This is a genomic window from Streptomyces sp. NPDC051211 (assembly GCF_040689505.1).
In the GTDB taxonomy this organism is placed as follows: domain Bacteria; phylum Actinomycetota; class Actinomycetes; order Streptomycetales; family Streptomycetaceae; genus Streptomyces.
In genome coordinates this window covers 239,976-260,504 of sequence record NZ_JBFBAV010000005.1, presented here as the reverse complement: position 1 = coordinate 260,504, position 20,529 = coordinate 239,976, and the positions used below count along the sequence as shown (strand labels likewise).

20 protein-coding genes are annotated in these 20,529 nt (G+C 74.2%); 13 read left to right on the top strand and 7 right to left on the bottom strand.

From position 1 onward, the window contains the following. Window positions 1-179: 179 nt before the first annotated feature. Window positions 180-788, top strand: coding sequence for an adenylosuccinate lyase (locus AB0447_RS08605; protein ID WP_366475796.1), 609 nt, complete (start codon window positions 180-182; stop codon window positions 786-788). Here AB0447_RS08605 and AB0447_RS08600 read toward each other — a convergent pair. Beyond that, on the bottom strand, window positions 760-1,401 hold the full coding sequence (locus tag AB0447_RS08600) for a GNAT family protein (protein ID WP_366475794.1): 642 nt from the start codon (window positions 1,399-1,401) through the stop codon (window positions 760-762). The two genes, AB0447_RS08605 and AB0447_RS08600, sit on opposite strands and share 29 nt — an antisense overlap. 34 nt (window positions 1,402-1,435) lie before the next feature. On the opposite strand from AB0447_RS08600, the gene AB0447_RS08595 reads away from it, so the two are divergent. Next, on the top strand, window positions 1,436-2,158 hold the full coding sequence (locus tag AB0447_RS08595; RefSeq protein ID WP_366475793.1) for a hypothetical protein: 723 nt from the start codon (window positions 1,436-1,438) through the stop codon (window positions 2,156-2,158). 48 nt (window positions 2,159-2,206) lie between these two features. Here the strand turns inward: AB0447_RS08595 and AB0447_RS08590 are convergent, their stop codons facing one another. From AB0447_RS08590 to AB0447_RS08570, 5 genes are all read right to left on the bottom strand, one after another. After that, the gene (locus AB0447_RS08590) at window positions 2,207-4,222 is read right to left on the bottom strand and encodes a prolyl oligopeptidase family serine peptidase (RefSeq protein ID WP_366475792.1); all 2,016 of its coding nucleotides are present in this window, start codon (window positions 4,220-4,222) and stop codon (window positions 2,207-2,209) included. Next, window positions 4,222-5,571: a M20/M25/M40 family metallo-hydrolase gene (locus AB0447_RS08585; protein ID WP_366475791.1), complete on the bottom strand. Its 1,350-nt coding sequence runs from the start codon at window positions 5,569-5,571 to the stop codon at window positions 4,222-4,224. The genes AB0447_RS08590 and AB0447_RS08585 overlap by 1 nt, the downstream gene beginning before the upstream one ends. Next, complete coding sequence (locus AB0447_RS08580) at window positions 5,564-6,397, bottom strand: M55 family metallopeptidase (RefSeq protein WP_366475790.1); 834 nt, start codon at window positions 6,395-6,397, stop codon at window positions 5,564-5,566. Before AB0447_RS08580 ends, AB0447_RS08585 begins: the two co-directional genes overlap by 8 nt. A gap of 177 nt (window positions 6,398-6,574) precedes the next feature. Next, window positions 6,575-7,018 (bottom strand): SRPBCC family protein, encoded by a 444-nt coding sequence (locus tag AB0447_RS08575; protein ID WP_366475789.1) that lies wholly within the window; start codon window positions 7,016-7,018, stop codon window positions 6,575-6,577. Window positions 7,019-7,170: 152 nt separating this feature from the next. After that, on the bottom strand, window positions 7,171-7,374 hold the full coding sequence (locus AB0447_RS08570) for a hypothetical protein (protein ID WP_366475788.1): 204 nt from the start codon (window positions 7,372-7,374) through the stop codon (window positions 7,171-7,173). 203 nt (window positions 7,375-7,577) lie between these two features. Here AB0447_RS08570 and AB0447_RS08565 point away from each other — a divergent pair, with 203 nt between their 5' ends. The 4 genes from AB0447_RS08565 (at window position 7,578) to AB0447_RS08550 (ending at window position 12,841) form a co-directional block, all read left to right on the top strand. After that, window positions 7,578-8,609, top strand: a complete 1,032-nt coding sequence (locus AB0447_RS08565) for an Rv2578c family radical SAM protein (protein WP_366475787.1) — start codon at window positions 7,578-7,580, stop codon at window positions 8,607-8,609. A 130-nt stretch (window positions 8,610-8,739) separates the two neighbouring features. Further along, window positions 8,740-10,299 (top strand): alpha/beta hydrolase, encoded by a 1,560-nt coding sequence (locus AB0447_RS08560; protein ID WP_366475786.1) that lies wholly within the window; start codon window positions 8,740-8,742, stop codon window positions 10,297-10,299. Between the two features lie 63 nt (window positions 10,300-10,362). After that, window positions 10,363-10,779, top strand: coding sequence for a RidA family protein (locus AB0447_RS08555; protein WP_366475811.1), 417 nt, complete (start codon window positions 10,363-10,365; stop codon window positions 10,777-10,779). A 97-nt stretch (window positions 10,780-10,876) separates the two neighbouring features. Further along, window positions 10,877-12,841: a DUF5107 domain-containing protein gene (locus tag AB0447_RS08550; RefSeq protein WP_366475785.1), complete on the top strand. Its 1,965-nt coding sequence runs from the start codon at window positions 10,877-10,879 to the stop codon at window positions 12,839-12,841. Window positions 12,842-13,071: 230 nt separating this feature from the next. Here AB0447_RS08550 and AB0447_RS08545 read toward each other — a convergent pair whose 3' ends face one another. Then, window positions 13,072-13,914 (bottom strand): methyltransferase domain-containing protein, encoded by an 843-nt coding sequence (locus AB0447_RS08545; protein WP_366475784.1) that lies wholly within the window; start codon window positions 13,912-13,914, stop codon window positions 13,072-13,074. A gap of 205 nt (window positions 13,915-14,119) precedes the next feature. Between AB0447_RS08545 and AB0447_RS08540 the strand changes: the two genes are divergently transcribed. The 7 genes from AB0447_RS08540 to AB0447_RS08510 all read left to right on the top strand — a co-directional run bounded on the left by AB0447_RS08540 (window position 14,120) and on the right by AB0447_RS08510 (window position 20,527). Continuing rightward, the gene (locus tag AB0447_RS08540; RefSeq protein ID WP_366475783.1) at window positions 14,120-14,704 is read left to right on the top strand and encodes a TIGR03086 family metal-binding protein; all 585 of its coding nucleotides are present in this window, start codon (window positions 14,120-14,122) and stop codon (window positions 14,702-14,704) included. A gap of 105 nt (window positions 14,705-14,809) precedes the next feature. Then, window positions 14,810-16,045, top strand: coding sequence for an aminotransferase class I/II-fold pyridoxal phosphate-dependent enzyme (locus AB0447_RS08535; RefSeq protein ID WP_366475810.1), 1,236 nt, complete (start codon window positions 14,810-14,812; stop codon window positions 16,043-16,045). A gap of 76 nt (window positions 16,046-16,121) precedes the next feature. Beyond that, window positions 16,122-17,342: an MBL fold metallo-hydrolase gene (locus AB0447_RS08530; protein WP_366475782.1), complete on the top strand. Its 1,221-nt coding sequence runs from the start codon at window positions 16,122-16,124 to the stop codon at window positions 17,340-17,342. Next, window positions 17,339-17,530 (top strand): hypothetical protein, encoded by a 192-nt coding sequence (locus tag AB0447_RS08525; protein WP_366475781.1) that lies wholly within the window; start codon window positions 17,339-17,341, stop codon window positions 17,528-17,530. The genes AB0447_RS08530 and AB0447_RS08525 overlap by 4 nt, the downstream gene beginning before the upstream one ends. A 37-nt stretch (window positions 17,531-17,567) precedes the next feature. Beyond that, entirely contained in the window at window positions 17,568-17,987 is a 420-nt protein-coding gene (locus tag AB0447_RS08520; RefSeq protein WP_366475780.1) for a YjbQ family protein, read from the top strand. A 444-nt stretch (window positions 17,988-18,431) separates the two neighbouring features. Further along, complete coding sequence (locus AB0447_RS08515; protein ID WP_366475779.1) at window positions 18,432-19,085, top strand: hypothetical protein; 654 nt, start codon at window positions 18,432-18,434, stop codon at window positions 19,083-19,085. 650 nt (window positions 19,086-19,735) lie between these two features. Further along, the gene (locus AB0447_RS08510; RefSeq protein WP_366475778.1) at window positions 19,736-20,527 is read left to right on the top strand and encodes a class I SAM-dependent methyltransferase; all 792 of its coding nucleotides are present in this window, start codon (window positions 19,736-19,738) and stop codon (window positions 20,525-20,527) included. Window positions 20,528-20,529: the final 2 nt, after the last annotated feature.

The following is a 20,529-nucleotide window of genomic DNA, read 5'->3' as shown; positions in this document are numbered from 1 at the left end:
GCCGGCACGGAAGGACGATGGGACTGACGGGCAGCCCCCGGGCACCCCCTCGCCGCCGGTCCGGCACACCCCACCAACCCCCACCCCCGCCCCACCAACCCCCAACCCCACCACCCCCCCGACGGACCGGGTTCCGAGAGCGGCATACCCGCCCGCCCCCAACCCCCTATCGTGAGCGGATGACCGCGCTGGAACGGCTCCGCGCCGAAGCCGCCGCCCAGGCCGCAATCGAAGCCGACGGGTTGGCGGAGTACGAGCGGCTTGCCGCGGCCGCGGCCGATGAGCTGGCCGAGGCGCTCACCGCCGGCGGCCTGCCGCTCTGGGCGCGGGAACTCGCCGCCTACCGGCTCGGCCTCGCCGGCGACCGCCGCGCCTTCGAGGCGCTGGTGCTGCTCCTCAACCACCGCGACCCGCCCCGCTGCGCGGCCGCCGCCGAGGCCCTCGCCGTCCTCGGTGACCCCCGTACCGCGCGAGCCGCGGCCGCCCTCGCCACCAACGAGCTGCGCACCGCCTACGCCCTGCAGCCGGTCCGGCTGCTGACCGCGCTCCGCGCACCCGAGTCGGCGCCCGCCCTGATGACCACCCTGGCCCGGCGGCTCGCCCCGCACGACCCGTACTGGCGGGTCGCACTCGCATGCGTCGAGGGGCTCGGCGTCCTCGCCGACCCCCGCGCCCGCGAGCTGCTGACCCGCGCCCAGTCCCACCCCCGCCTGGCGGTCGCGGCGACCGAGGCGCTCAGGGCGCTGCCGGGAGCACCCGTCAGCAGCCGGACACCATCTCCTGGGTGATCGCCCACCGTTCGTGGTCCCGCCAGGCACCGTCGACGTACAGGAAGTCCGGGGAAAGTCCCTCCAGTCGGAAGCCGCGCCCGCGCACCAGCGCGATCGACGCGGTGTTCCCGGGCTGGATGTTCGCCTCCAGCCGGTGCAGGCCCAGCTCGCCGAAGGCGTGGGCGGTCAGCAGGCCGAGCGCTTCGCCGAACAGGCCGCGCCCGGCCGCGTGCGCGAAGGCGCCGTAACCCAGCGCCCCGCACCGGAACGCGCCGAGGACGATGTTGTTGATGTTGATGAACCCGGCGATCGCCCCGCCCGCGCCCCCTTCGTGCTCGCACACCAGGAACCCGGCCCGCCCCTCCTCCTCGATCAGCCGTCGCACGTACGGCTCGTAGTCCTCCGCGGTGGCCGGCGGGGACAGCCACGGCCGGTGCAGCTCGCGGCTCTCCCGCACCCGTGCGGTGAACTCGGGGCCGTCCTCGAGGCGGAAGGGGCGCAGGCCCACCCGGGGGCCGGCAGTGACGTACGCAGTGACGTACGGGGTGGAGTCCGCGTTGGGGCCTGAGTCAAGGCTTGCGTGGGGGTCTGCGTGGGGGTCGGCGTTGGGGTTCGCAGGGGAAGTGGTCATCGGGCAAGGCTAGGCGTGTGTCACGATCGGCTGCGTGATCAATGATGCTGACGCCGGCTCAGACCCGATACGCGTGCTCGCGGCGCGCAACAACGCCGAATGGTGCGCGGCCGTGTGCCGGGCGTACGGCCTGGACACCAGCCTCGGTGGGCAGGTGTGGACCTCCGCCCGCCGGACCCCGCCGCTGTATCCCGACGCGGTGACCCTCGACCCGCGGGCCACGGCGGACGCCCTGGTCGCCGGGATCGACACCGCGGCTCCCGGCTGCTCGGTGAAGGACAGCTTCGCCTGCCTCGACCTCACCGGCCACGGCTTCGACGTCCTCTTCGAGGCCCAGTGGATCCACCGCCCGGCCGAGACCCCGCCCGCCACCGCCGCCGCCGATGCACTCGGCGCCCGGGCCTGGCGGCAGGTGCGCACCGCCGCGGAACTGACGGCCTGGGAGGTCGCCTGGGCGGACGGGGAATCCACCGGGCTGTTCCGTCCCGAGCTGCTGTCCGAGGAGGACATCGCCTTCCTGTACGCCGAGGAACAGGGCCGTATCGTCGCCGGGGCGGTGGCCAACCGGTCCGCCGGAGCCGTCGGCCTCTCCAATGTGTTCGGCGACCGGGCCTGGTCCTTCGCTCCGGCGGCCGCCGCCACCCTCTGGCCGGGACTTCCGCTCGTCGGCTACGAGTCCGGCGAGGACCTCGACACGGCCGTCCGGCACGGCTTCGCCCCGGCCGGCCCGCTCCGCATCTGGCTGCACACCGCCTGAGGCCCACCGCCCGAGCCTCACCGCCCGAGCCCCCCGCCCGAGGCCGGCTCAGGTGCGCAGCTCCACGCGGGGGACGTCGTCCCGGGTGATGCCGAAGGTCTGTACGTACAGAGCGAGTTCGGCTTCCAGCGCGCGGACCATCGTGTCTGCGCGGCGGAAGCCGTGGCCCTCGCCCTCGAACGGGAGGTAGGCGTGCGGAACCGAGCGGCCGCGCAGCGCCGCCAGGAAGCGCTCGGCCTGGGCCGGCGGGCACACCACGTCGTCCAGGCCCTGGAGGAGGACGAAGGGGGCGGTGATGCGGTCGGCCCGGGCGAGCGGGGAGCGTTCGCGGCAGCGGACCGCCAGGGTTTCGGGCGGGCCGGCCAGGCCGTCGATGTAGCGGGACTCCAGGTCGTGGGTCTCCTCCGCGAAGCCCAGGAGGTCCAGTACCGGGTAGATGATCGTGCCGCACGCGTACAGGTCGGTCGCGGCCAGCGAAGCCGCCGCCGTCCAGCCGCCCGCGCTGCCGCCGCGGATCGCCAGCCGGTCCGGGTCGGCGGTGCCCTCGGCGGCCAGGGCCCGGGCGACCGCCGCGCAGTCCTCCACGTCCACCACCCCCCACTGCTCGCGCAGCCGCTCCCGGTAGGCCCGGCCGTAGCCGGTGGACCCGCCGTAGTTGACCTCGACCACACCGATGCCCCGCGAGGTGAAGTACGCGATGTGCAGGTCCAGTACGGGCGGCACGTGGTCGGTGGGACCGCCGTGCGCCCACACCACGAACGGCGGCAGTTCGTCGGCCGGGGCCCGGCGGGCCGGGTGGTGCGGCGGGTAGACGTGGGCGTGGATCTCCCGGTCGTCCGGGCCGAGGAAGGTGCGGCTCTGCGGTTCCGGGTAGTAGGACGGGTCGACCGGCTGCGGGCGCTGCCCGCCCACCACCCGGGCCCGGCCGGTGGCCGTGTCCAGTTCCACCACCTCGTACCCGCTGCGCGGGCTGGCCGCGACCCCGTACACCCGTGAGCCGGCCACGGCCAGGGTCGGCTGCCAGGCCGTCCACGGGCCGGCCGCGTCCACCAGGTCGCCGGTCTCCGGGTCGAGTATCCCGAGCACCGAGGCGCCCTGGCCGTGCAGCACGGCCACCGGCCCTCCCCCCGGGCCTTCGGCCGGGAAGGCGCCCCCCGGCAGCGGCGCCAGCCAGGTCAGCCCGGTCTTCCACAGGGGCCCGCCGAACTCCTCCTCGCGCGGGCACAGGTTGACCGCCTCGCCGGTGGCCGGGTCCACCCGGTAGGGGTTCCACCAGCCGCTGCGGTCGCTGACCGCCAGCAGGCTGCCGTCCGGCGCCCATTCGGCCTGGGCCACGGCCTCCGCGGGCCCGCCCAGGACCGTGCGGACCGCGGAGAGTTCTCCCGCCTCCGTCACCTCGGCGAGCTTCAGCTCGGTGCCGTCCCACGGCATCCGGGGGTGGTCCCACACCAGCCATGCCGCCCGCCGTCCGTCCGGCGACAGCCGCGGCCCGGTGGTGAACCGGTGCTGTCCGCCGGTCAGTTCACGGATCGCGGACCGGTCCTCGGCCGCCGTGCCGTCCAGTGGTACGGCGGCCAGCACCCGGCGTACGTCGGTCGGTGCGGGACCGGTGAACTCCTCCAGTACGCACCACACTTCGGTCCCGCGCAGCACCGGGTCGGCCCAGCGCAGGCCGCCGCCGGTCCCGGACAGCGGGGTGAGCGGCCGCGGCCGGGAGCCGGGCAGGTCCGGCTGGTACGCGTACAGCCGCTGGTCGGCGAAGTGGACGAAGACCACCAGCGGCCCGCGGTCCCCCGGCGCTCCCGTCCAGGGCCGGCCGCCGTACTCCACGACCCGGCTGCGGACGTTCCACGGCGCGGGCAGTACGGCTTCGGCCGGGCCGCCGTCGGCCCGCAGCCGGACCAGGGCGCGGCGGCCGCCCTCGGCCGGCCGGGGCTCCGTCCACCACACCTCGCCGCCGACGGTGCCGACGTACTCGGGGCGGCCGTCGAAGGAGGCGGCGAGTGCGGCGGTGATGGGCGAGGGCCAGCTGCCGTATGGCCGGCCGGGTTCACCCGCCTCCATCAGAGGGCCCGCAGCGCACGGTCCAGGACGCGGACCCCGAAGTGCAGGGCGTCGACGGGGACCCGCTCGTCGACCCCGTGGAACAGCGACCAGTAGTCGAAGCCGGGCGGCAGCTTCAGCGGCGAGTAGCCGTAGCCGGTGATCCCGAGCCGGGAGAACTGCTTGGCGTCCGTGCCGCCGGCCATGCAGAAGGGCACCACGTGCCCGTCCGGGTCGAAGTGCTCGACGGACTCGCGCAGGATCCCGTACGTCCGCCCGTCGACCGGAGCCTCGAGCGCCACCTCCCGGTGGTGGAACTCCCATTCCACGTCCGGTCCGGTCAGTGCGTTCAGCGTGTCGATGAACTCGCGTTCGCCGCCCGGCAGCATCCGGCCGTCCACGTAGGCCGTGGCATGGCCCGGGATCACGTTGAGCTTGTAGCCGGCGCTCAGCATGGTCGGGTTGGCGCTGTTGCGGACGGTCGCCTCGACGAGTGCCGCGGCCGGGCCGAGCTTGCCGAGGAGGCCGTCCAGGTCGAAGCCGGGGCCCCGCGGGTTCACCGACAGGCCCTCCAGCGCGGCGAGTTCGGTGATGCAGGCGGTGACGGTGCTGGTGAGCCGGACCGGCCATTCGTACTCGCCGATCCGGGCCACGGCCGCCGCGAGCCGGCTGACCGCGTTGTTCCGGTTGGGCTTGGAGCCGTGGCCGGCCGTGCCGTGCGCGGTCAGCTTGAGCCAGGCGGTGCCGCGCTCGCCGGCGGCGATCGGGTAGAGGGCCCGGCCGGGTGCGGTGTGCACGGTGAACGCGCCGGATTCGCTGATGCCCTCCGTGCAGCCCTCGAACAGGTGCGGGTGCTGGTCGGCGAGGAATCCGGAGCCGTCGACGGCGCTGTCCTCCTCGTCGGCGGTGAAGGCGACCACGATGTCGCGGCGCGGCCGGATGCCGTTGCGGGCCCAGGCCCGGACGACGGCCAGCACCATCGCGTCCATGTTCTTCATGTCGACGGCCCCGCGGCCCCACACGACCCCGTCGCGCACCTCGCCGGAGAAGGGGTGCACGCTCCAGTCGGCGGCCTCGGCGGGGACCACGTCGAGGTGGCCGTGGACCAGGAGGGCCTCGGCGGACGGGTCGCTGCCCTCGATCCGGGCTACCACGTTGGTGCGGCCCGGGGTCCGCTCCAGCAGGACGGGCTCCAGCCCGGCGGCGGCCAGCCGCTCGGCGGCGTACTCGGCGGCGGGCCGTTCCCGGCAGTCGCCGCCGCCGCGGTTGGTGGTGTCGATGCGGATCAGCCCGGAGGTGAACTCGACCACCTCGTCCAGGGCGGTCGCGTCCACCGCCACGGCGGCCTCGTCGTGCCGGCTGTCAGCCATACTGCTCCTCCACAGCTGCGGAGACGATCGTGGTGACCGCCTTGAAGGTCCGGATTCCCTCGTACATCGTGCCGCTGGAGTAGGCGACCCGGCGTTCGCCGGTCCGGTCCACGCCGGGCACCACGGTGGCCGCCATCGACAGGTGCTCGGCGTCGAACTCCAGCTCCACGGTGAAGGGGCCGCCGGACACGGGGTCGTGCCGGACGGCGAGGGCGGCGGCCTCCTTGGCGGCCGCCCGGATGTCGGCGGCGGTCCGGGCCGGGGTGCGGCAGACCGCCGCGTACCGCGACACGTGGTCCTTCACCGCGACGGTACGGGCGCGGGGCGCGTATCCGGCGGCGTCGGCGCAGGTCAGGTCGTCGCCGGTGACCAGTACGACGGGCACCCCGTACTCGGCGACCACGTGCGCGTTGAGCAGGCCCTCACTGGCCCGGACGCCGTTGACCCAGACCCCGGTGATGGAGTTGGCCAGGTAGGTGTGGGCGAGGACGCCTTCGGTGCCGGCGCCCGTGTGGTAGCCGACGAAGGCGATGCCGTCGACGTCGCCGTGCTGCACCCCCTCGACCATGGAGAGGGACTTGTGCCGGCCGGTCAGCATCTCGACCCGTTCGTCGAGGCGCTCCAGCAGCAGGTTGCGCATGCTCCAGTGCGCCTCGTTGATGAGCACTTGGTCGGCGCCGCCGTCGAAGAAGCCCTGGGCGGCGGCGTTGACGTCGGAGGTGAACATGGACCGGCAACGTTCCCACTGGGGGGTTCCGGGCAGCACGTCCGCGGGCCAGGTGACGCCGGTGGCGCCCTCCATGTCGGCGGAGATGAGGATCTTCATCGGGCCCCCGGTGTCCGTTGGTGCCGTCGCGAGTCCCCCCAGCCTATCCAGAGGCCCGCGTGGCGTGCGGCCCGGCGGGGCCGGGCCGCGAAATCACCCGAACCGGTGAGACCGGCACGGACCGGTGCCGATCGACACCGGCCGGGCACCGGCCGGAACCGCGAACAACCGCTCTGCTCAGGCCTCGACTTCGGCCGCCAGGTTGGCGAGGACGGTGTCGTAGATGCGGCCGAGGCCCTTGGGGGCGAAGGCGCGCTCGAAGAAGCCGCCGACCCCGCCGGCGCCGTTCCACACGCTGGTCACGACGGCCCGGGACTTGCCCTCGCCGGCCGGGGTGACGGTCCAGGTGGTCACCATCGAGGAGTTGCGGTCCTTCTCGACCAGGCGGCCGTCGGAGGGCTCGGTGACCTCCAGCAGGCAGTCGCGCACACGCTTGCTGGTGGCCTGGAGCTTCCAGTGCACCAGCGTGCCCTCGCCGTCGCCGCCCTCGCGTACCTCGTACTCGCTGAAGTGCTCGGGGAGCAGCTTGCCGCGGGTGCCGGTGTAGTCCGCAAGCGCGTCGAACACCGTCTCCGCGTCGGCCGCGATGATCCGCTCCGTGGTGGCCTCGACCTGCGCCATACCTGTTCCTCCAGCAGTCGTGAACGCTCGTTGCGGCGGCAAGCCAATCACCTCCGGGGCGGGCGCCCAAATCCGCCCCTGTGCGGGGCGGTTCCGGCCGGTGGCGTGAACCCCCGGCCGGAGAAACGCGCTGCTGCTGCGCCGGTCCTTCCTCAGAGGCTAATTACGCTTCCGTTCAGAAGGTTGAGAATGCCGCTCAGGATCTCGTAGTTGTACGTGTTGCCGCTGCCGATGTACGTGTTGCTGCTGTCGATCCCGTCGCCGCCCATGACCGCGGCGTTGGCGACCGTCGCCGAGGCGCAGCACACGACGGTCGCAGCGACCGCCACCAGGGAGGACTTGAGGAAATTGCGCATTTTGTCTCCATTTGCGAGTAGTCGGGGCGCCGATTGTTTCCCGGCGGGGCGGAGCGGACGGCGCTGACACGGGCGGGCAACTCCTTCGGTGCAGCGACTACGGCCACTCGCCGCACCGCCGCGGCCCACCGGGGCGTCCTCTCGATCGCACGATCATGGGAACGTTTGTTCTATTCTCGGGGTGAGCTACCCGAGGAGGCGCCATGCGCTGGGAGAATCTGACCGCCGGCACCGGCGGGCCGGCCGCCCTGTTCGGCGCCGATGCCGTAGTCACCCGTACCTTCGACACCCCCGAATTCCGCGGCATCACCTTCCACGAGGTCCGCGCCCGGTCCATCGTCAACCGGGTCCCCGGGGCCTCCCGGATGCCGTTCGAATGGACCGTCAACCCCTACCGCGGCTGCTCCCACGCCTGTGTGTACTGCTTCGCCCGCAACACCCACAGCTACCTGGACCTCGACACCGGACTGGGCTTCGACTCCCAGATCGTCGTCAAGACCAACGCCCCCGAACTGCTCCGCCGCGAACTCGGCTCCCGCCGCTGGACCGGTGCCCACATCGCCATGGGCACCAACGTCGACTGCTACCAACGCGCCGAGGGCCGCTACCGGCTGATGCCCGGGATCATCGAGGCGTTGCGCGACCACGCCAACCCCTTCTCCATCCTCACCAAGGGCACGCTGATCCTGCGCGACCTCGAGCTGCTGCGGCAGGCCGCCGAGGTCACCGAGGTCGGGATCTCGGTCTCGGTCGGGTTCACCGACACCGCGCTGTGGCGGACCGTGGAGCCCGGCACCCCCTCGCCCGAGCGCCGGCTGGACGCCATCCGCACCCTCACCGAGCACGGCATCGGATGCGGGGTGCTGATGGCCCCCGTCATCCCCTTCCTCGGAGACGCGCCGGAGCAGCTGCGGGCCACCGTCCGGGCGGTCGCCGAGTCCGGGGCCACCTCCGTGACACCCCTGGTACTCCATCTGCGGCCCGGCGCCCGCGAGTGGTTCATGGCCTGGCTGGCCGCCCACCACCCCCACCTGGTCGAACGGTACGAACGGATGTACGCGGGCGGTGCGTACGCGCCGACCTGGTACCAGCGCCGGATCACCCGCCAAGTCCACGAACTGGCCGCGGAATTCGGGATCGGTCCGGGCGGGCGCGGGGCGGCCCGGAAGACGGTGCCGGCCGAGCCGCCGGCCGGGCCGCAGCCCGCCGGGCCCACCCAGCTGACCCTGCTCTGACCCCGGCTCCGGGCCGGCTCGGAGCGCGCGGGCGTCATCAGTTCGGGCCAATCCGCAGGGCAATCCCGCCTTCCGGCTGCGGGTTCCGGGACGATTCCGCCCAGAACCCTCTGCCGGGAGGCCCCCTTTCATGCGTCTTGACCCCCTGAAGAAGAGCGCAGCCGCCGTCCTGCTGTCCACCGCCGCCGTCGCCACCGCCCTCGTGGGCCCGGTCGCCGCCGCACCGCGCGCAGAGGCCGCCGGTCTCGCCTGGACCGCCTGTGCCACCACGCGCTACCCGTCCCTCCAGTGCGCCACCCTCAGCGTCCCGCTCGACCACGCGCAGCCCGCAGGCCGGAAGATCTCGCTGGCCCTCACGCGGGTCCCGCACACCGCCGCGAAATCCCAGGGCCCGCTGCTGGTCAACCCCGGCGGCCCGGGCGGCAGCGGCCGCACCCTGGCCGGGTTCATCGCCTCCGCGCTGCCCAAGGACGTGGCCGCCCAGTACGACGTCATCGGCTTCGACCCGCGCGGCGTCGGCCGCAGCCAGCCCGCCCTCGACTGCGGGGCGGGCCACTTCGCACCCGTACGCCCGGACTCGGTCCCGTACCGGGTGGAGGACGAGCAGGCCAACCTGGACCGGGTCCGAGCCTTCGCCAAGTCCTGCGCGGACAAGCACACCGACGTCCTCCCGCACATCGGCACCGTCTCCGCCGCCCGCGACATCGAACTGCTCCGCGAGGCCCTGGGCGCCCCCCGGATCAGCTACTTCGGCTACTCGTACGGCACCTACCTGGGCGCGGTGTACGCCAAACTGCACCCCGAGCGGGTGCACCGGCTCGTCCTCGACTCGGTCGTCGACCCCTCCGGCGTCTGGTACCAGGACAACCTCGCGCAGGACGTCGCCTTCGACGCCCGCCACAAGGCCTTCCTGGCCTGGGTGGCGCGGTACGACGCGAAGTACGGCCTCGGCACCGACCCGGCGAAGGTCGAGAAGCGCTGGTACGCCATGCGGGACGCGCTGCGCACCGCCCCGGCCGGCGGCAAGGTCGGGCCGTCCGAGCTGGAGGACACCTACCTGCCGGGCGGCTACTACAACGGCTACTGGCCGACCCTCGCGGAGGCCTTCGCCGCCCACGCGCTCCGCGGGGAGACGGCACCGCTGGTCGCCGCGTACGAGCGCTTCGGCGCCGTCGACCCCGCGGCCGGCAACAGCTACAGCGTCTACAGCGCGGTGCAGTGCCGGGACTCGGCATGGCCGAAGGACTGGAACGTGTGGCGCCGCGACATGTGGGCCACCCACGCCAAGGCCCCCTTCATGACCTGGAACAACGCCTGGTACAACGCGCCGTGCGCGTTCTGGCCGACCGAGCAGCTCCAGGCTCCGGACGTCACCAACACCGAACTGCCCCCGGCCCTGCTGGTCCAGGCCACGGAGGACGCGGCCACCCCCTTCGCGGGTGCCGTGACCATGAAGGAGAAGCTGGCCGGATCGGCCCTGCTGGTGGAGGAGGGCGGCGGCAACCACGGCGTCGCGCTGAGCGGCAACAAGTGCCTGGACGAGAAGGTCGCCGCCTACCTCGGCACGGGCCGGGCCGCCGACGCCTCCTGCCCGGCCCAGCCCGCACCCGAACCCGTCCCGGCCACCCGTGCCGTGCCCGCCTCCGCGGGCGGTGCGGCCCTGCACGGCCTGCTCGGCTTCCGGGGCTGACGACACCGACGGCACGCGCTGTCGGTGTTGCTCCGGCGGCTGGCATGATCGCTCTCCATGAGCATGGAGAGCGATCACCTCACCCGCATATCCGCCCCCGAAGGGGTCAGCCCCGGCACCGGATACAGCCATGTGGTCTGGGGCACCGGCCGGTTCATCGCCGTGTCCGGGCAGTGCGCCTTCGACGAGAACGGCGAGATCGTCGGCCCCGGCGATGCCGCCGCGCAGGCCCGGCAGGTCTTCGAGAACCTCCGCCGGTGCCTGGCGGCCGCCGGGGCCGGTTTCGACGACGTCGTGAAGCTGACCTACTTCGTCACGGACGTCGCCGACCTTCCCGCCGTCCGGGCGGCCCGCGACGCCGTCATCCCCGCCGACCGGCTCCCGGCCTCCTCGGCGGTCCAGGTCGCAGCCCTGTTCCGCCCGGAACTCCTGCTGGAGATCGAGGCGTTCGCGGTGGTCCCGGCCGGCCTAGCGCCATAGCGGCCCGATGGGAAAGCCCCGGATACCGGCCCACCCCGGGGAGGGGTGATCCGTCAAATCCCTGTTCCGCGGCCGCCCCGGCGTGTTCCATTCCTCCATGGCCACCACCGTCCGCCGCGCCGTCGTCACCCTGCCCGCCGCCCCGCTGGGCCCCGAGAATCCGCTGCCGCCGCTCACCGTCCTCGACGAGGTGCACGTCCTCGACGACCGGTCGCGCGCCGGGCTGCCGCGCGAGATGGCCCGGCAGATCGGCTACGAGCCGCTGCGCTCGCTGCTGCCCGTACGGCTGCGCGACGGCTACCGGCGGGAGCGGGCCCAGACGGAACTCGACGCCGTGGTGCTGGAGAACGAGCACCTGAGAGCGACCGTGCTGCCGGGGCTCGGCGGGCGGCTGTACTCGCTGATCCACCTGCCCAGCGGGCGCGAACTCCTCTACCGCAACCCGGTGTTCCAGCCCGCCGCCTTCGCACTCAACGGAGCCTGGTTCTCCGGCGGCGTCGAATGGAACATCGGCGCGACCGGGCACACCACCCTGTCCTGCGCCCCGCTGCACGCCGCGCTCGTGCCGGCACCCGACGGTGGCACGATGCTCCGGCTCTGGGAGTGGGAGCGCCTGCGGAACCTGCCGTTCCAGGTGGATCTGTGGCTGCCGGATACCTCCGAGTTCCTCTACGTCGGGGTCCGCGTCCGCAATCCTCACGAACGGCCCGCGCCCGTCTACTGGTGGTCCAACATCGCCGTCCCCGAGGACGTCGGCACCCGGATCCTCGCCCCCGCCGACGAGGCCTGGCACTTCGGGTACGAGCGCACCCTGCGCCGGGTGCCGGTACCCGAATGGGAGGGCGTGGACCGTACCTACCCGGTGCGCGGCGAATACCCCGCCGACTACTTCTACGAGCCGGCCGAGGGCGCCCGCCCCTGGGTCGCCTCCCTGGACGCCGGCGGGCACGGCCTGGTGCAGACCTCCACCGCACTGCTGCGCGGCCGGAAGCTGTTCGTGTGGGGCGCCGGCCGGGGCGGGCGGCGCTGGCAGGAATGGCTGACCGAACCGGGGACCCCCGGCTACGCCGAGATCCAGGCGGGCCTGGCCCGCACCCAGCTGGAACACGTACGGCTGGAAGCCGGGGCGGAGTTCAGCTGGCTGGAGGCGTACGGGCCGCTGGCCGCCGACCCCGCGGCCGTACACGGAACCGACTGGCCGGCGGCCCGAGCCGAGGCCGAGCGGGCCCTGGGCTCCGCCCTGCCCCGCGAGCAGGTGGACGCGGCGTACGCGGCCTGGCGACCGTACGCCGACCGGGAACCGGGGGAGCGGCTGGCGGCCGGATCGGGCTGGGGCACGCTGGAGGTGCTGTGCGGCGGCCTCAAGCTCCCCGGCACCCCCTTCGACGAGGCGGCGCTGGGCGAAGCGGAGCTGCCCTGGCTGGAGTTGTGGCGCACCGGGGTGCTGCCCGCGCCGCGCCGGGACGGCCCGCCCGGCCCCAGCCTGGTCGCCCCGCACTGGCGGGACATGCTGGAGACCGCCCCCGCCGACCCGCTGACCGAATACCACCTGGGCGTCGCCCAGTGGCACGCCGGCGATGTGGCCCAGGCCGTCCGCAGCTGGGAACGGGGCCTGGCCCTCGCCCCCTCGCGCTGGCCGCTGCTGCGCTGCCTGGCCGTGGCCGACCGGCTGGCGGGCGACCCCGGCCGGGCCGCGGACCGCTACGCGGAGGCGTTCGCCGACCTGATGGCCGAGAGCCGGGGCGGCGAGGCCTGGACGGCCGCGGAATCGGCCCTGGGGCGGGAGGCGATGGCTGCGCAGCTGGCGGCGGGGCGGACGTGCGAGGCGCGGGCCGTGTTCGACCGGCTGCGGCCGGGGCTGCGGGAGGAGGGGAGGTTTCGGCTGCTGGCGGCGAGGTTGTTGGGGGCGGAGGGGCATGTGGGGGCGGCGCGGCGGTTGTTCGAGGAGGGGGTGGAGGTGCCCGACCTGCGGGAGGGCGACGAAACCCTCTCCGAGGTGTGGTCCACCCTGACCCACGCTCCCCTCCCGCCCCGCTACGACTTCCGCATGCGTCCGCAGTAGCCCTGCGGGCGGGGCGGGGCGGGGCGGGGCGGGCCGGCTGGGCTGAGCGGGCCGCTGCGCGGGGCCTTTCCCCTCCCCGCCCCTTCCCGAACTGGGGGCAAGCCCCCAGACCCCCGTACGTGCGCTCCGCGCCCGTGCGCTCAAACGCCGCGCGGGCTGGAATGCCGCGCAGCGGAGCCGCATATCCGGCACAGCGGGAAGGGGCGGGGTGGGGAAAAGGCCCCGCAGGGTCAGGAGCGGCAGAGGATTTCGCCGTGCAGGACCGCGAACCAGGCGTCCGCCGCGGCCCCCCATTCCCGCCACCCCCCACCCAGCCCCGCCAGCACAGCCTCCGTCGCATGCCCGCCCGCCACCGCGATCTCCGCGTACGACGACGCCGTCGTCCGGTCCGCCCACAGCGAGGACCACCAGGAGATCTCCTCCGGCGTGGCGTAGCACCACGCCGTCGCCGAAGACCCGACCTCCGTGAACCCCGCCGCCCGCGCCCACGACAACAGCCGCCGCCCCGCGTCCGGTTCGCCCCCGTTCGCGCGGGCGACCCGGCGGTACAGGTCCAGCCATTCGTCCAGTGCCGGCGCTGCCGGGTACCAGGTCATCGCCGCGTAGTCCGCGTCCCGGGCCGCCACGATGCCGCCCGGACGGCAGACCCGCCGCATCTCGCGCAGCGCCTGCACCGGATCGCCCACGTGCTGCAGCACCTGGTGCGCGTGGACCACGTCGAAGCTGTCGTCCGGGAAGTCCAGCGCGTGCACGTCCGCCGTCGCGAACTCGATGTTCGTCAGCCCGCGTTCGGCCGCGTACGCCCGCGCCTGCGCGACGACGTCCGCCGCCGCGTCCACCGCCACCACCCGGCCCGGCGCGACGCGTTCCGCCAGGTCCGCGGTGATGGTGCCCGGTCCGCAGCCCACGTCCAGGACGGACAGGCCCGGCCGCAGTTCGCCCAGCAGGTAGGCGGCGGAGTTCTCCGCGGTCCGCCAGCGGTGCGAGCGCAGCACCGACTCGTGGTGGCCGTGGGTGTAGACGGCGGTTTCCTGGGCGTGGTGGGCGTGGTGGGCGTGGTGGGCGTGGCTCATCGCGGCACTCCTCTGCGTTTCGGTTCCCTCGTTCGTGCGTCCCCGCCACCGTAAGGGATCATGTCGGGATGTGAGATTGGCGTATTGATATGTGGACACCACCCTTACGGGTAAAGGGGGTTCCGGTGGTGGCTGGCAGGGCAGGGGAGGGGCGAGGACAGTGGGCTCGAGGGGGACTCAGGCGGTGGAGAGGACGGTGGGAGCCATGGGAGGAAGTCCGACGGACGCGCTGCTCGAGCGGCACGCCGAGGCCCTGCGCCTGTTCGGCGAGCGCGTGCACGCCGTCCGGGAGGACCAGTGGGGTGCGCCGACGCCCTGCACCGACTGGACGGTGCGGGACCTGGTCAACCACGTCACCGGCGAACAGCTCTGGATCCCGCCGCTGGTCACCGAGGGCCGCTCCGTCGAGGAGGTGGGCGACGCGCTCTCCGGGGACCTCCTCGGCGAGGACCCGGCCGGCGTCTGGGACGGGGCCGCGGCCGCCGCGCACGCCGCCTTCGCCGAGCCCGGCGCGCTGGACCGCACGGTGTCGCTGTCCTACGGGCCGACGCCCGGCTCGGCGTACTGCTCGGAGCTGACCACCGACTGCGTCGTGCACGCCTGGGACCTCTCCCGGGCCATCGGCGCGGACGACCGGCTGCCCGACGACCTCGTCGAAGCTTCGATCAAGCAGGTCATGCCGTACGCCGACGGACTCGCGGCCAGTGGCCTGTTCGCCCCGCCCGTGGACATCCCGCCCGGAGCGGACGCCCAGACCCGGCTGCTGGCCATGCTCGGCCGGGCCTCTTGAGCGCCCCTTGAGGGGCGTATCAGCCCAAACAGCCGTATAAAGGCAGCGGTGAGGGTAGGAGCAGTGCCCGGCGGAGGAAACGAGGAGACAGAGGCGGTGGAGGGGATGCAGCGCACGGCGCCGGAAGGCCACGGGCCGGTCCGCTACGGCCCGCCCGCTCCCGAACCCGGACTGCCCGTGCTGCCCGAGCTGTACGCCGTACTGGCCGCCGCGGCCGGCCGGGCCGCGCCGGAGCCCGTCGGCGGCGGACGCGCCATACGGGAAGCCGCCTGCCGGTACTGGGAACGCCGCGGCCTGCCCACCGCCCCCGAGGACGTCGCCGCCGCACCGGGCGCCCCGGCCCTGCTGCTCGCCCTGCTCGCCGCTGCCGGCGGCGACGTGCTGCTGCCCCGGCCCTGCCCGGCCTGGTGGACCCCCCAGGTACGGCTGCTGGGGCGGCGGGCCTACCACGTGCCGACCCCCGCGGAGTGCGGCGGCGTACCCGACCCGTGGGCGCTGCTGGAGACCGTACGCCGGGTCCGCGCCGAGGGCGGTGATCCGCGGCTGCTGCTGCTCAGCCCCGCCGACGACCCGACCGGCACGGTGGCCCCGCCCGAGCTGCTGCTCGAGGCCTGCGAGGCGGCCGCCGCCGAGGGCCTCTTCGTGGTCGCGGACGAGACCTGGCGGGACACCCTGCACCGCCCCCACGAGACCCTGCTCCTCAGCCCCGCCGAGATGCTCCCGGAGCAGGTCGCGGTCCTCGCCGACCTGGCCGGAGCACTGCTCCCGGCCGGCTGGCCCGCCGGGATCGCCCGCTTCCCCGGCACCCCGCGCGGCACCTGGCTGCGGGCCCGCACCCTCGACGTGCTCACCGCCACCGGAGCGGTACCGGCCGGCCCGGTCGCGGCGGCCGCCGCGTACGCGCTGGACGAGCCCGCGGCGGTGGCCGCGCGCGGCCGGGCCGCGGCAGACCTGTACGGGGCGGTGGCGGCGGCCGCTCACCACGTGCTGCTCGGAGCCGGCGCGCTGGCCAGGCCCCCGGAGGCCGGCCCCTACCTGTACGCCGACCTGACCCCGCTGCGGGCGGGCCTGGCGCGGCAGGGTGTGGGCGACGCGATGGAGCTGGAGGACTGGCTGGGCAGCCGGCTGGGCGCGCCCGCCCCCGGCGGCCAGCGGTTCGCGGACGACCTGGGCGAGCTGCGGTTCCGGCTGGCGACCGGGCCGCTGCTGGGCGGGACGGAGGAGGAGCGGCTGGCCGCGCTCTCCGCGCGCGACCCGCTCGTGCTGCCGCACGTACGGCAGGCCCTGGACGCCCTGGCGGAGGTACTGGCGGGCCTGGCCGGCCCGGGGGGCCCGACCTGACGAGCCGGGCCCCGAGGAATTGACGTGACGAGCGGACGAGACGAACCCCGTGTCCCCGGCGAACGGAGCCTTGCTGATGAGGGATCAGACGGACCGGCGCGACACCCCGCACCGGACGGCGGTACACCAGGCCGACCCGGACGCGGCCGAACCACCGCGCCGCCAGGCCGTCCTGGGCCGCACGGCGACCGCGGCGGTCCCGGGTGCCGTCCCGGGGGCGGGCCCACCGGCCCGGACCGCCGCCGCGACGATGGCGCCCGGGACCGTACGGCCCGAGACCGTACCGCCGGGAACCGTGCCACTGGGGAGCGCGTCGCCCGGGACCGGGTTGCCCGGGACGCTGCGGGAGCTCGGGGAGCTGCGGGCCTGGCCGCGGTCCTTCGCGGACCGGCTGACCACCCCGCTGCCCGGCGGAGTACGGGAGTTCGCCCGCCTCGCCCGGGAGGGGGCCTTCCGGCCCGGCCCGGACGGGCTCCGCGGGATCCCCGATCTGCCCTGCGAGCCCGGCCCGTTGCCGCCGGCCGTCCCCGGCACCGTGTCCGTCACCTGGGCCGGGCACGCCAGTTGGGTGGTCCGGATCGGCGGGCTGACCGTCCTCACCGACCCCGTCTGGTCCCGGCGGATCCTCGGCACACCGGCCCGGATGACCCCCGTCGGGGTCCGCTGGGAGGAGCTGCCGCCCGTGGACGCCGTGGTGATCAGCCACAACCACTACGACCACCTCGACGCCCCCACCCTCAAGCGGCTGCCCCGCACCACCCCGCTGTTCGTCCCGGCCGGCCTCGGCCGCTGGTGCCGCCGCCGCGGGTTCACCCGCGTCACCGAGCTGGACTGGTGGGAGGCCGCCGAACTGGACGGCGTCCGCTTCGACTTCGTGCCCGCCCACCACTGGTCCAAGCGGTCCCTGCTCGACACCTGCCGAACCCTGTGGGGCGGCTGGGCCCTCACCGACACCGCCACCGGCAAGAAGGTGTACTTCGCCGGAGACACCGGCTACGGCCACTGGTTCGCCGAAATCGGCCGCCGCCACCCCGACATCGACCTCGCCCTGCTCCCGATCGGCGCGTACGCACCGCGCTGGTGGCTGCGGGACGTTCATGCCGACCCCGAGGAGGCCGTCCAGGCCTGCCTCGACCTCGGCGCCCGCCGGATGGCCCCGATGCACTGGGCCACCTTCGTCCTGTCCGCCGAACCGGTCCTGGAACCCCTGCTCCGGGTCCGCGCCGCCTGGTCCCGCGCCGGCCTGCCCCGCGACCGCCTCTGGGACCTCCCGATCGGGGCCTCAGGGACCCTGTGAGCAATTGCCGGGCCCGTCGGGCGAGCGGGCTGGTGATCGAGGCCCAGACCTCGGGTGCGCTGGAGGTCCGGGCCCTGCCCGAGTCCGGTACGTTCAACGGCTTCACCTGCACGGCCCTGACCGTCAGCGCGGAGGGCGACCCGATCTCGAGCAACAACAGCCAGACGGTCACGATGCAGGGCCAGTAACCCGCCGATCCGCCGACCCGTGGGCCAGGATGGGCACATGAGTGCCTTCACCACCCGCGTACTGGACCTGACCACCGGTCACGAGGAGACGGTCACCGACCTGACCGCCCACTGCGAGCGCTTCCTGGCCGAGGCCGCGGCAGGCCGCGACGGGCTGCTCAACGTGTTCGTCCCGCACGCCACCGCCGGCATCGCCGTCATCGAGACCGGCGCCGGCAGCGACGACGACCTGCTGGCCGCCCTGCACACGCTGCTCCCCGCCGACGACCGCTGGCGGCACCGGCACGGCACCCCAGGCCACGGCCGCGACCACGTCCTGCCCGCCTTCGTACCGCCGCACGCCACCCTGCCCGTGGTCGGCGGCCGCCTCCAGCTCGGCACCTGGCAGTCCGTCTGCCTGGTGGACACGAATCGGGACAACCCCAACCGTCAGGTGAGGTTGTCGTTCCTCGCGTAGCGGTGGGTGCTGCGGGACTCTCGGGGGAGGAGACGATCCCGGGGTGGTGCTCGCCGAGCCGGTCACCGAAGCCGCGGACCGCGAGCTCCGGGTGCCACCCACGTAGGCGCGCAGGCCCGTCCGGTTCCCCAGGTCCGGCAGCGGATGGGCGGGCCACGCACGGGCGGAGGACGGGGGCCGGCCCCCGTCGGCCACCAGGATCGCGACCGGCCGGTGGAGCGCCGTCGCGACGAGTTCCCCCGGCGTGATGCTCTCGTCGTGGCCGCCGGGCTGGCGGGAGGCGCAGCCGGCGCGGATCGCCACGCGGATCGCCTCCACACCGCTGACCACGCACGGCGGGCGCACGCCCAGGGAGTGCAGTTCGGCCGCGATGCGTCCGAGGTCGGCCGTGTCGCGGCGCACCCGGTCAGCCGCGCTGTCGGCGATCCGGTACTGGATCGCCACGTGCGCGGCCACGGCCACGGCCACGAGCCCGACCACGATCCGGCGTCCGCGCGGCCGGGGCCTGCACGCCCGGACCAGGCCGTACGCGACGGGCAGGGCGAGGAGCGCGTAGGCGGGCAGAAGGAAGCGCGGTGCCGCATAGCCGACGGTGAACAGATAGGGCGCGGCCAGCGCCGCACCGACCACCGTCGCCACCACCAGTTCCGTGCGGTGGAGGCCGGCGCGGACAGCGGCGCGCACACCCCCCGCCACGAGCAGCGGCAGCGCAAAGAACCACAGGGCAGTGGCGGGATACCGCCAGGGCACGTCGCAGGGGCGGCACAGCAGGCGCCCGCCGAGGGCGCGCACGTGGTCGTCGACGGAGAAGTACCAGCCGAGCCGGCCCTGGATCTCGCTGGCCCGGTCCAGCCGGGCGGCGAGACCGCCGTACGAGACATACGCCTCGACGATCCATTCGGCGCACCCGACGGCCAGGCCCGCGGTGAGCGCGACCAGCAGGAGCCCTCGCCGACGGGCCCTCATCACCACGGATGTGACCGCGAGCGGCAGGGCGAGCCACACCGCATCCGTGGGGCGCATCAGCGCGGCGAACGCCACGCCGGTGGCCAGACCGGCGGGCGCCCACCGGTCCCCCGGGTCCCGGGCGGCCCGTAGGAAGCAGCCGACAGCGGCGAGCGCACCGTAAGCGACCCACAGGTTGGGCATCGCCTGCGAGGCGTAGAACATCGTGATCCACAGGCCGGCGAACAGTCCGCCCGCGACACCGAGAACGGGCGCGGGCAGCAGCCGGCGCCACGCCCACAGTGCGAGGAAGAGTCCGCAGCCCGCCAACACGGCCAGGTAGACGCGTAGCGCCGTGATGGAGGTGGTGAGCGCCGTGAGGGGGGCGACAAGGTAGGTGATGCCCCGGGCGCGCGGCGCGCTGAAGAACGCCGCCGGCGCCTGTCGGCTCACCTGGCTGACGTACACCGACTCGTCCCAGCCCAGCCCGAGTCCCGGAGCGATCAACGCCAGATGGACGAGTGCGAAGGCGGCGGAGACGGCTGCGAGCAACGGCAGCGGATTCCTCAAGGCCGTCCCCGCGGACGGGCCCTGCCGCGCCCTGCCCGCGGCACCGGCTCGCACCTCGCTGATCACGCCTTCGTCCCGCATGGCAGCCAGACTGCCGGTGGCCACGGCCGGCTGCCCGGGCCGGCGCGGCACTCGGCGCAACGCGCATCCCGAACGAGCGAGCCGCCTGCAGGCCGTCGCCTCCGTGGTTAGCATCCGGAGGGGGGCAGCACACGGATGGCACGGAGGCCGTCATGCAGCAAGGACCCGCATCCCCCCTGTCGGTGAACCGCTCACGGCTCGGCCACAAGGTGCGGTACGCCCTGCGGCATCCTCGCCGTGTGGTGCCCCATCTGCGTCGTGCGGGCCGGGACGCGTGGCTGCGGCTGCGCCACCGCGGCGGCCACGTCGCGTACTACCGGGCGGTGATGGCGTCCGACACCGCGCGGAGCCCGGAGGCGGCGGTCGGCGGTGGGCCCTCGCGCGAGCGCTGGCTCGCCATCGGGCAGATGCAGTTCGACTACCTGCGGGAGCACGGGCTGCAGCCGCACGACCGGCTGCTGGAGATCGGCTGCGGCAACCTGCGGGCGGGCTGGCGGTTCATCGACCATCTGGAGCCCGGCCACTACTACGGGATCGACATCTCGCCCGACATCCTCATCGAAGCCAAGAAGACCCTCGTCCGCTACGGCCTTCAGCACAAGCTGCCGTACCTGACACCGGTCGACGACCTGACGCTGGACTTCCTTCCCGACGCCTCGTTCACGGTCGTGCATGCGCACAGCGTCTTCTCGCACTCGCCCCTGGAGATCATCGACGAATGCCTCGGACACGTCGGACGGATCCTCGCTCCCGGCGGCTTCTTCGACTTCACCTACGACCGTACCGAGACGCGCGAGCACCAGGTGCTGGGCGAGGACTTCTACTACCGCACGGAGACGCTGGTCCGGCTGGCCGCGCGGCACGGCCTGACTGCCCGTTTCATGGATGACTGGGCGCGGCTGCCGCACGGTCAGTCGAAACTCCGCGTCACCCACGCGTCGTGACA

Coding starts and splice junctions, on each gene's coding strand:
- AB0447_RS08605 (WP_366475796.1), top strand. CDS start 180: ATGACCGCGCTGGAACGGCTCCGCGCCGAAGCCGCCGCCCAGGCCGCA.
- AB0447_RS08600 (WP_366475794.1), bottom strand. CDS start 1,401: ATGACCACTTCCCCTGCGAACCCCAACGCCGACCCCCACGCAGACCCC.
- AB0447_RS08590 (WP_366475792.1), bottom strand. CDS start 4,222: ATGGAGGCGGGTGAACCCGGCCGGCCATACGGCAGCTGGCCCTCGCCC.
- AB0447_RS08585 (WP_366475791.1), bottom strand. CDS start 5,571: ATGGCTGACAGCCGGCACGACGAGGCCGCCGTGGCGGTGGACGCGACC.
- AB0447_RS08580 (WP_366475790.1), bottom strand. CDS start 6,397: ATGAAGATCCTCATCTCCGCCGACATGGAGGGCGCCACCGGCGTCACC.
- AB0447_RS08575 (WP_366475789.1), bottom strand. CDS start 7,018: ATGGCGCAGGTCGAGGCCACCACGGAGCGGATCATCGCGGCCGACGCG.
- AB0447_RS08570 (WP_366475788.1), bottom strand. CDS start 7,374: ATGCGCAATTTCCTCAAGTCCTCCCTGGTGGCGGTCGCTGCGACCGTC.
- AB0447_RS08565 (WP_366475787.1), top strand. CDS start 7,578: ATGCGCTGGGAGAATCTGACCGCCGGCACCGGCGGGCCGGCCGCCCTG.
- AB0447_RS08560 (WP_366475786.1), top strand. CDS start 8,740: ATGCGTCTTGACCCCCTGAAGAAGAGCGCAGCCGCCGTCCTGCTGTCC.
- AB0447_RS08555 (WP_366475811.1), top strand. CDS start 10,363: ATGGAGAGCGATCACCTCACCCGCATATCCGCCCCCGAAGGGGTCAGC.
- AB0447_RS08550 (WP_366475785.1), top strand. CDS start 10,877: ATGGCCACCACCGTCCGCCGCGCCGTCGTCACCCTGCCCGCCGCCCCG.
- AB0447_RS08545 (WP_366475784.1), bottom strand. CDS start 13,914: ATGAGCCACGCCCACCACGCCCACCACGCCCACCACGCCCAGGAAACC.
- AB0447_RS08540 (WP_366475783.1), top strand. CDS start 14,120: ATGGGAGGAAGTCCGACGGACGCGCTGCTCGAGCGGCACGCCGAGGCC.
- AB0447_RS08535 (WP_366475810.1), top strand. CDS start 14,810: ATGCAGCGCACGGCGCCGGAAGGCCACGGGCCGGTCCGCTACGGCCCG.
- AB0447_RS08530 (WP_366475782.1), top strand. CDS start 16,122: ATGAGGGATCAGACGGACCGGCGCGACACCCCGCACCGGACGGCGGTA.
- AB0447_RS08520 (WP_366475780.1), top strand. CDS start 17,568: ATGAGTGCCTTCACCACCCGCGTACTGGACCTGACCACCGGTCACGAG.
- AB0447_RS08510 (WP_366475778.1), top strand. CDS start 19,736: ATGCAGCAAGGACCCGCATCCCCCCTGTCGGTGAACCGCTCACGGCTC.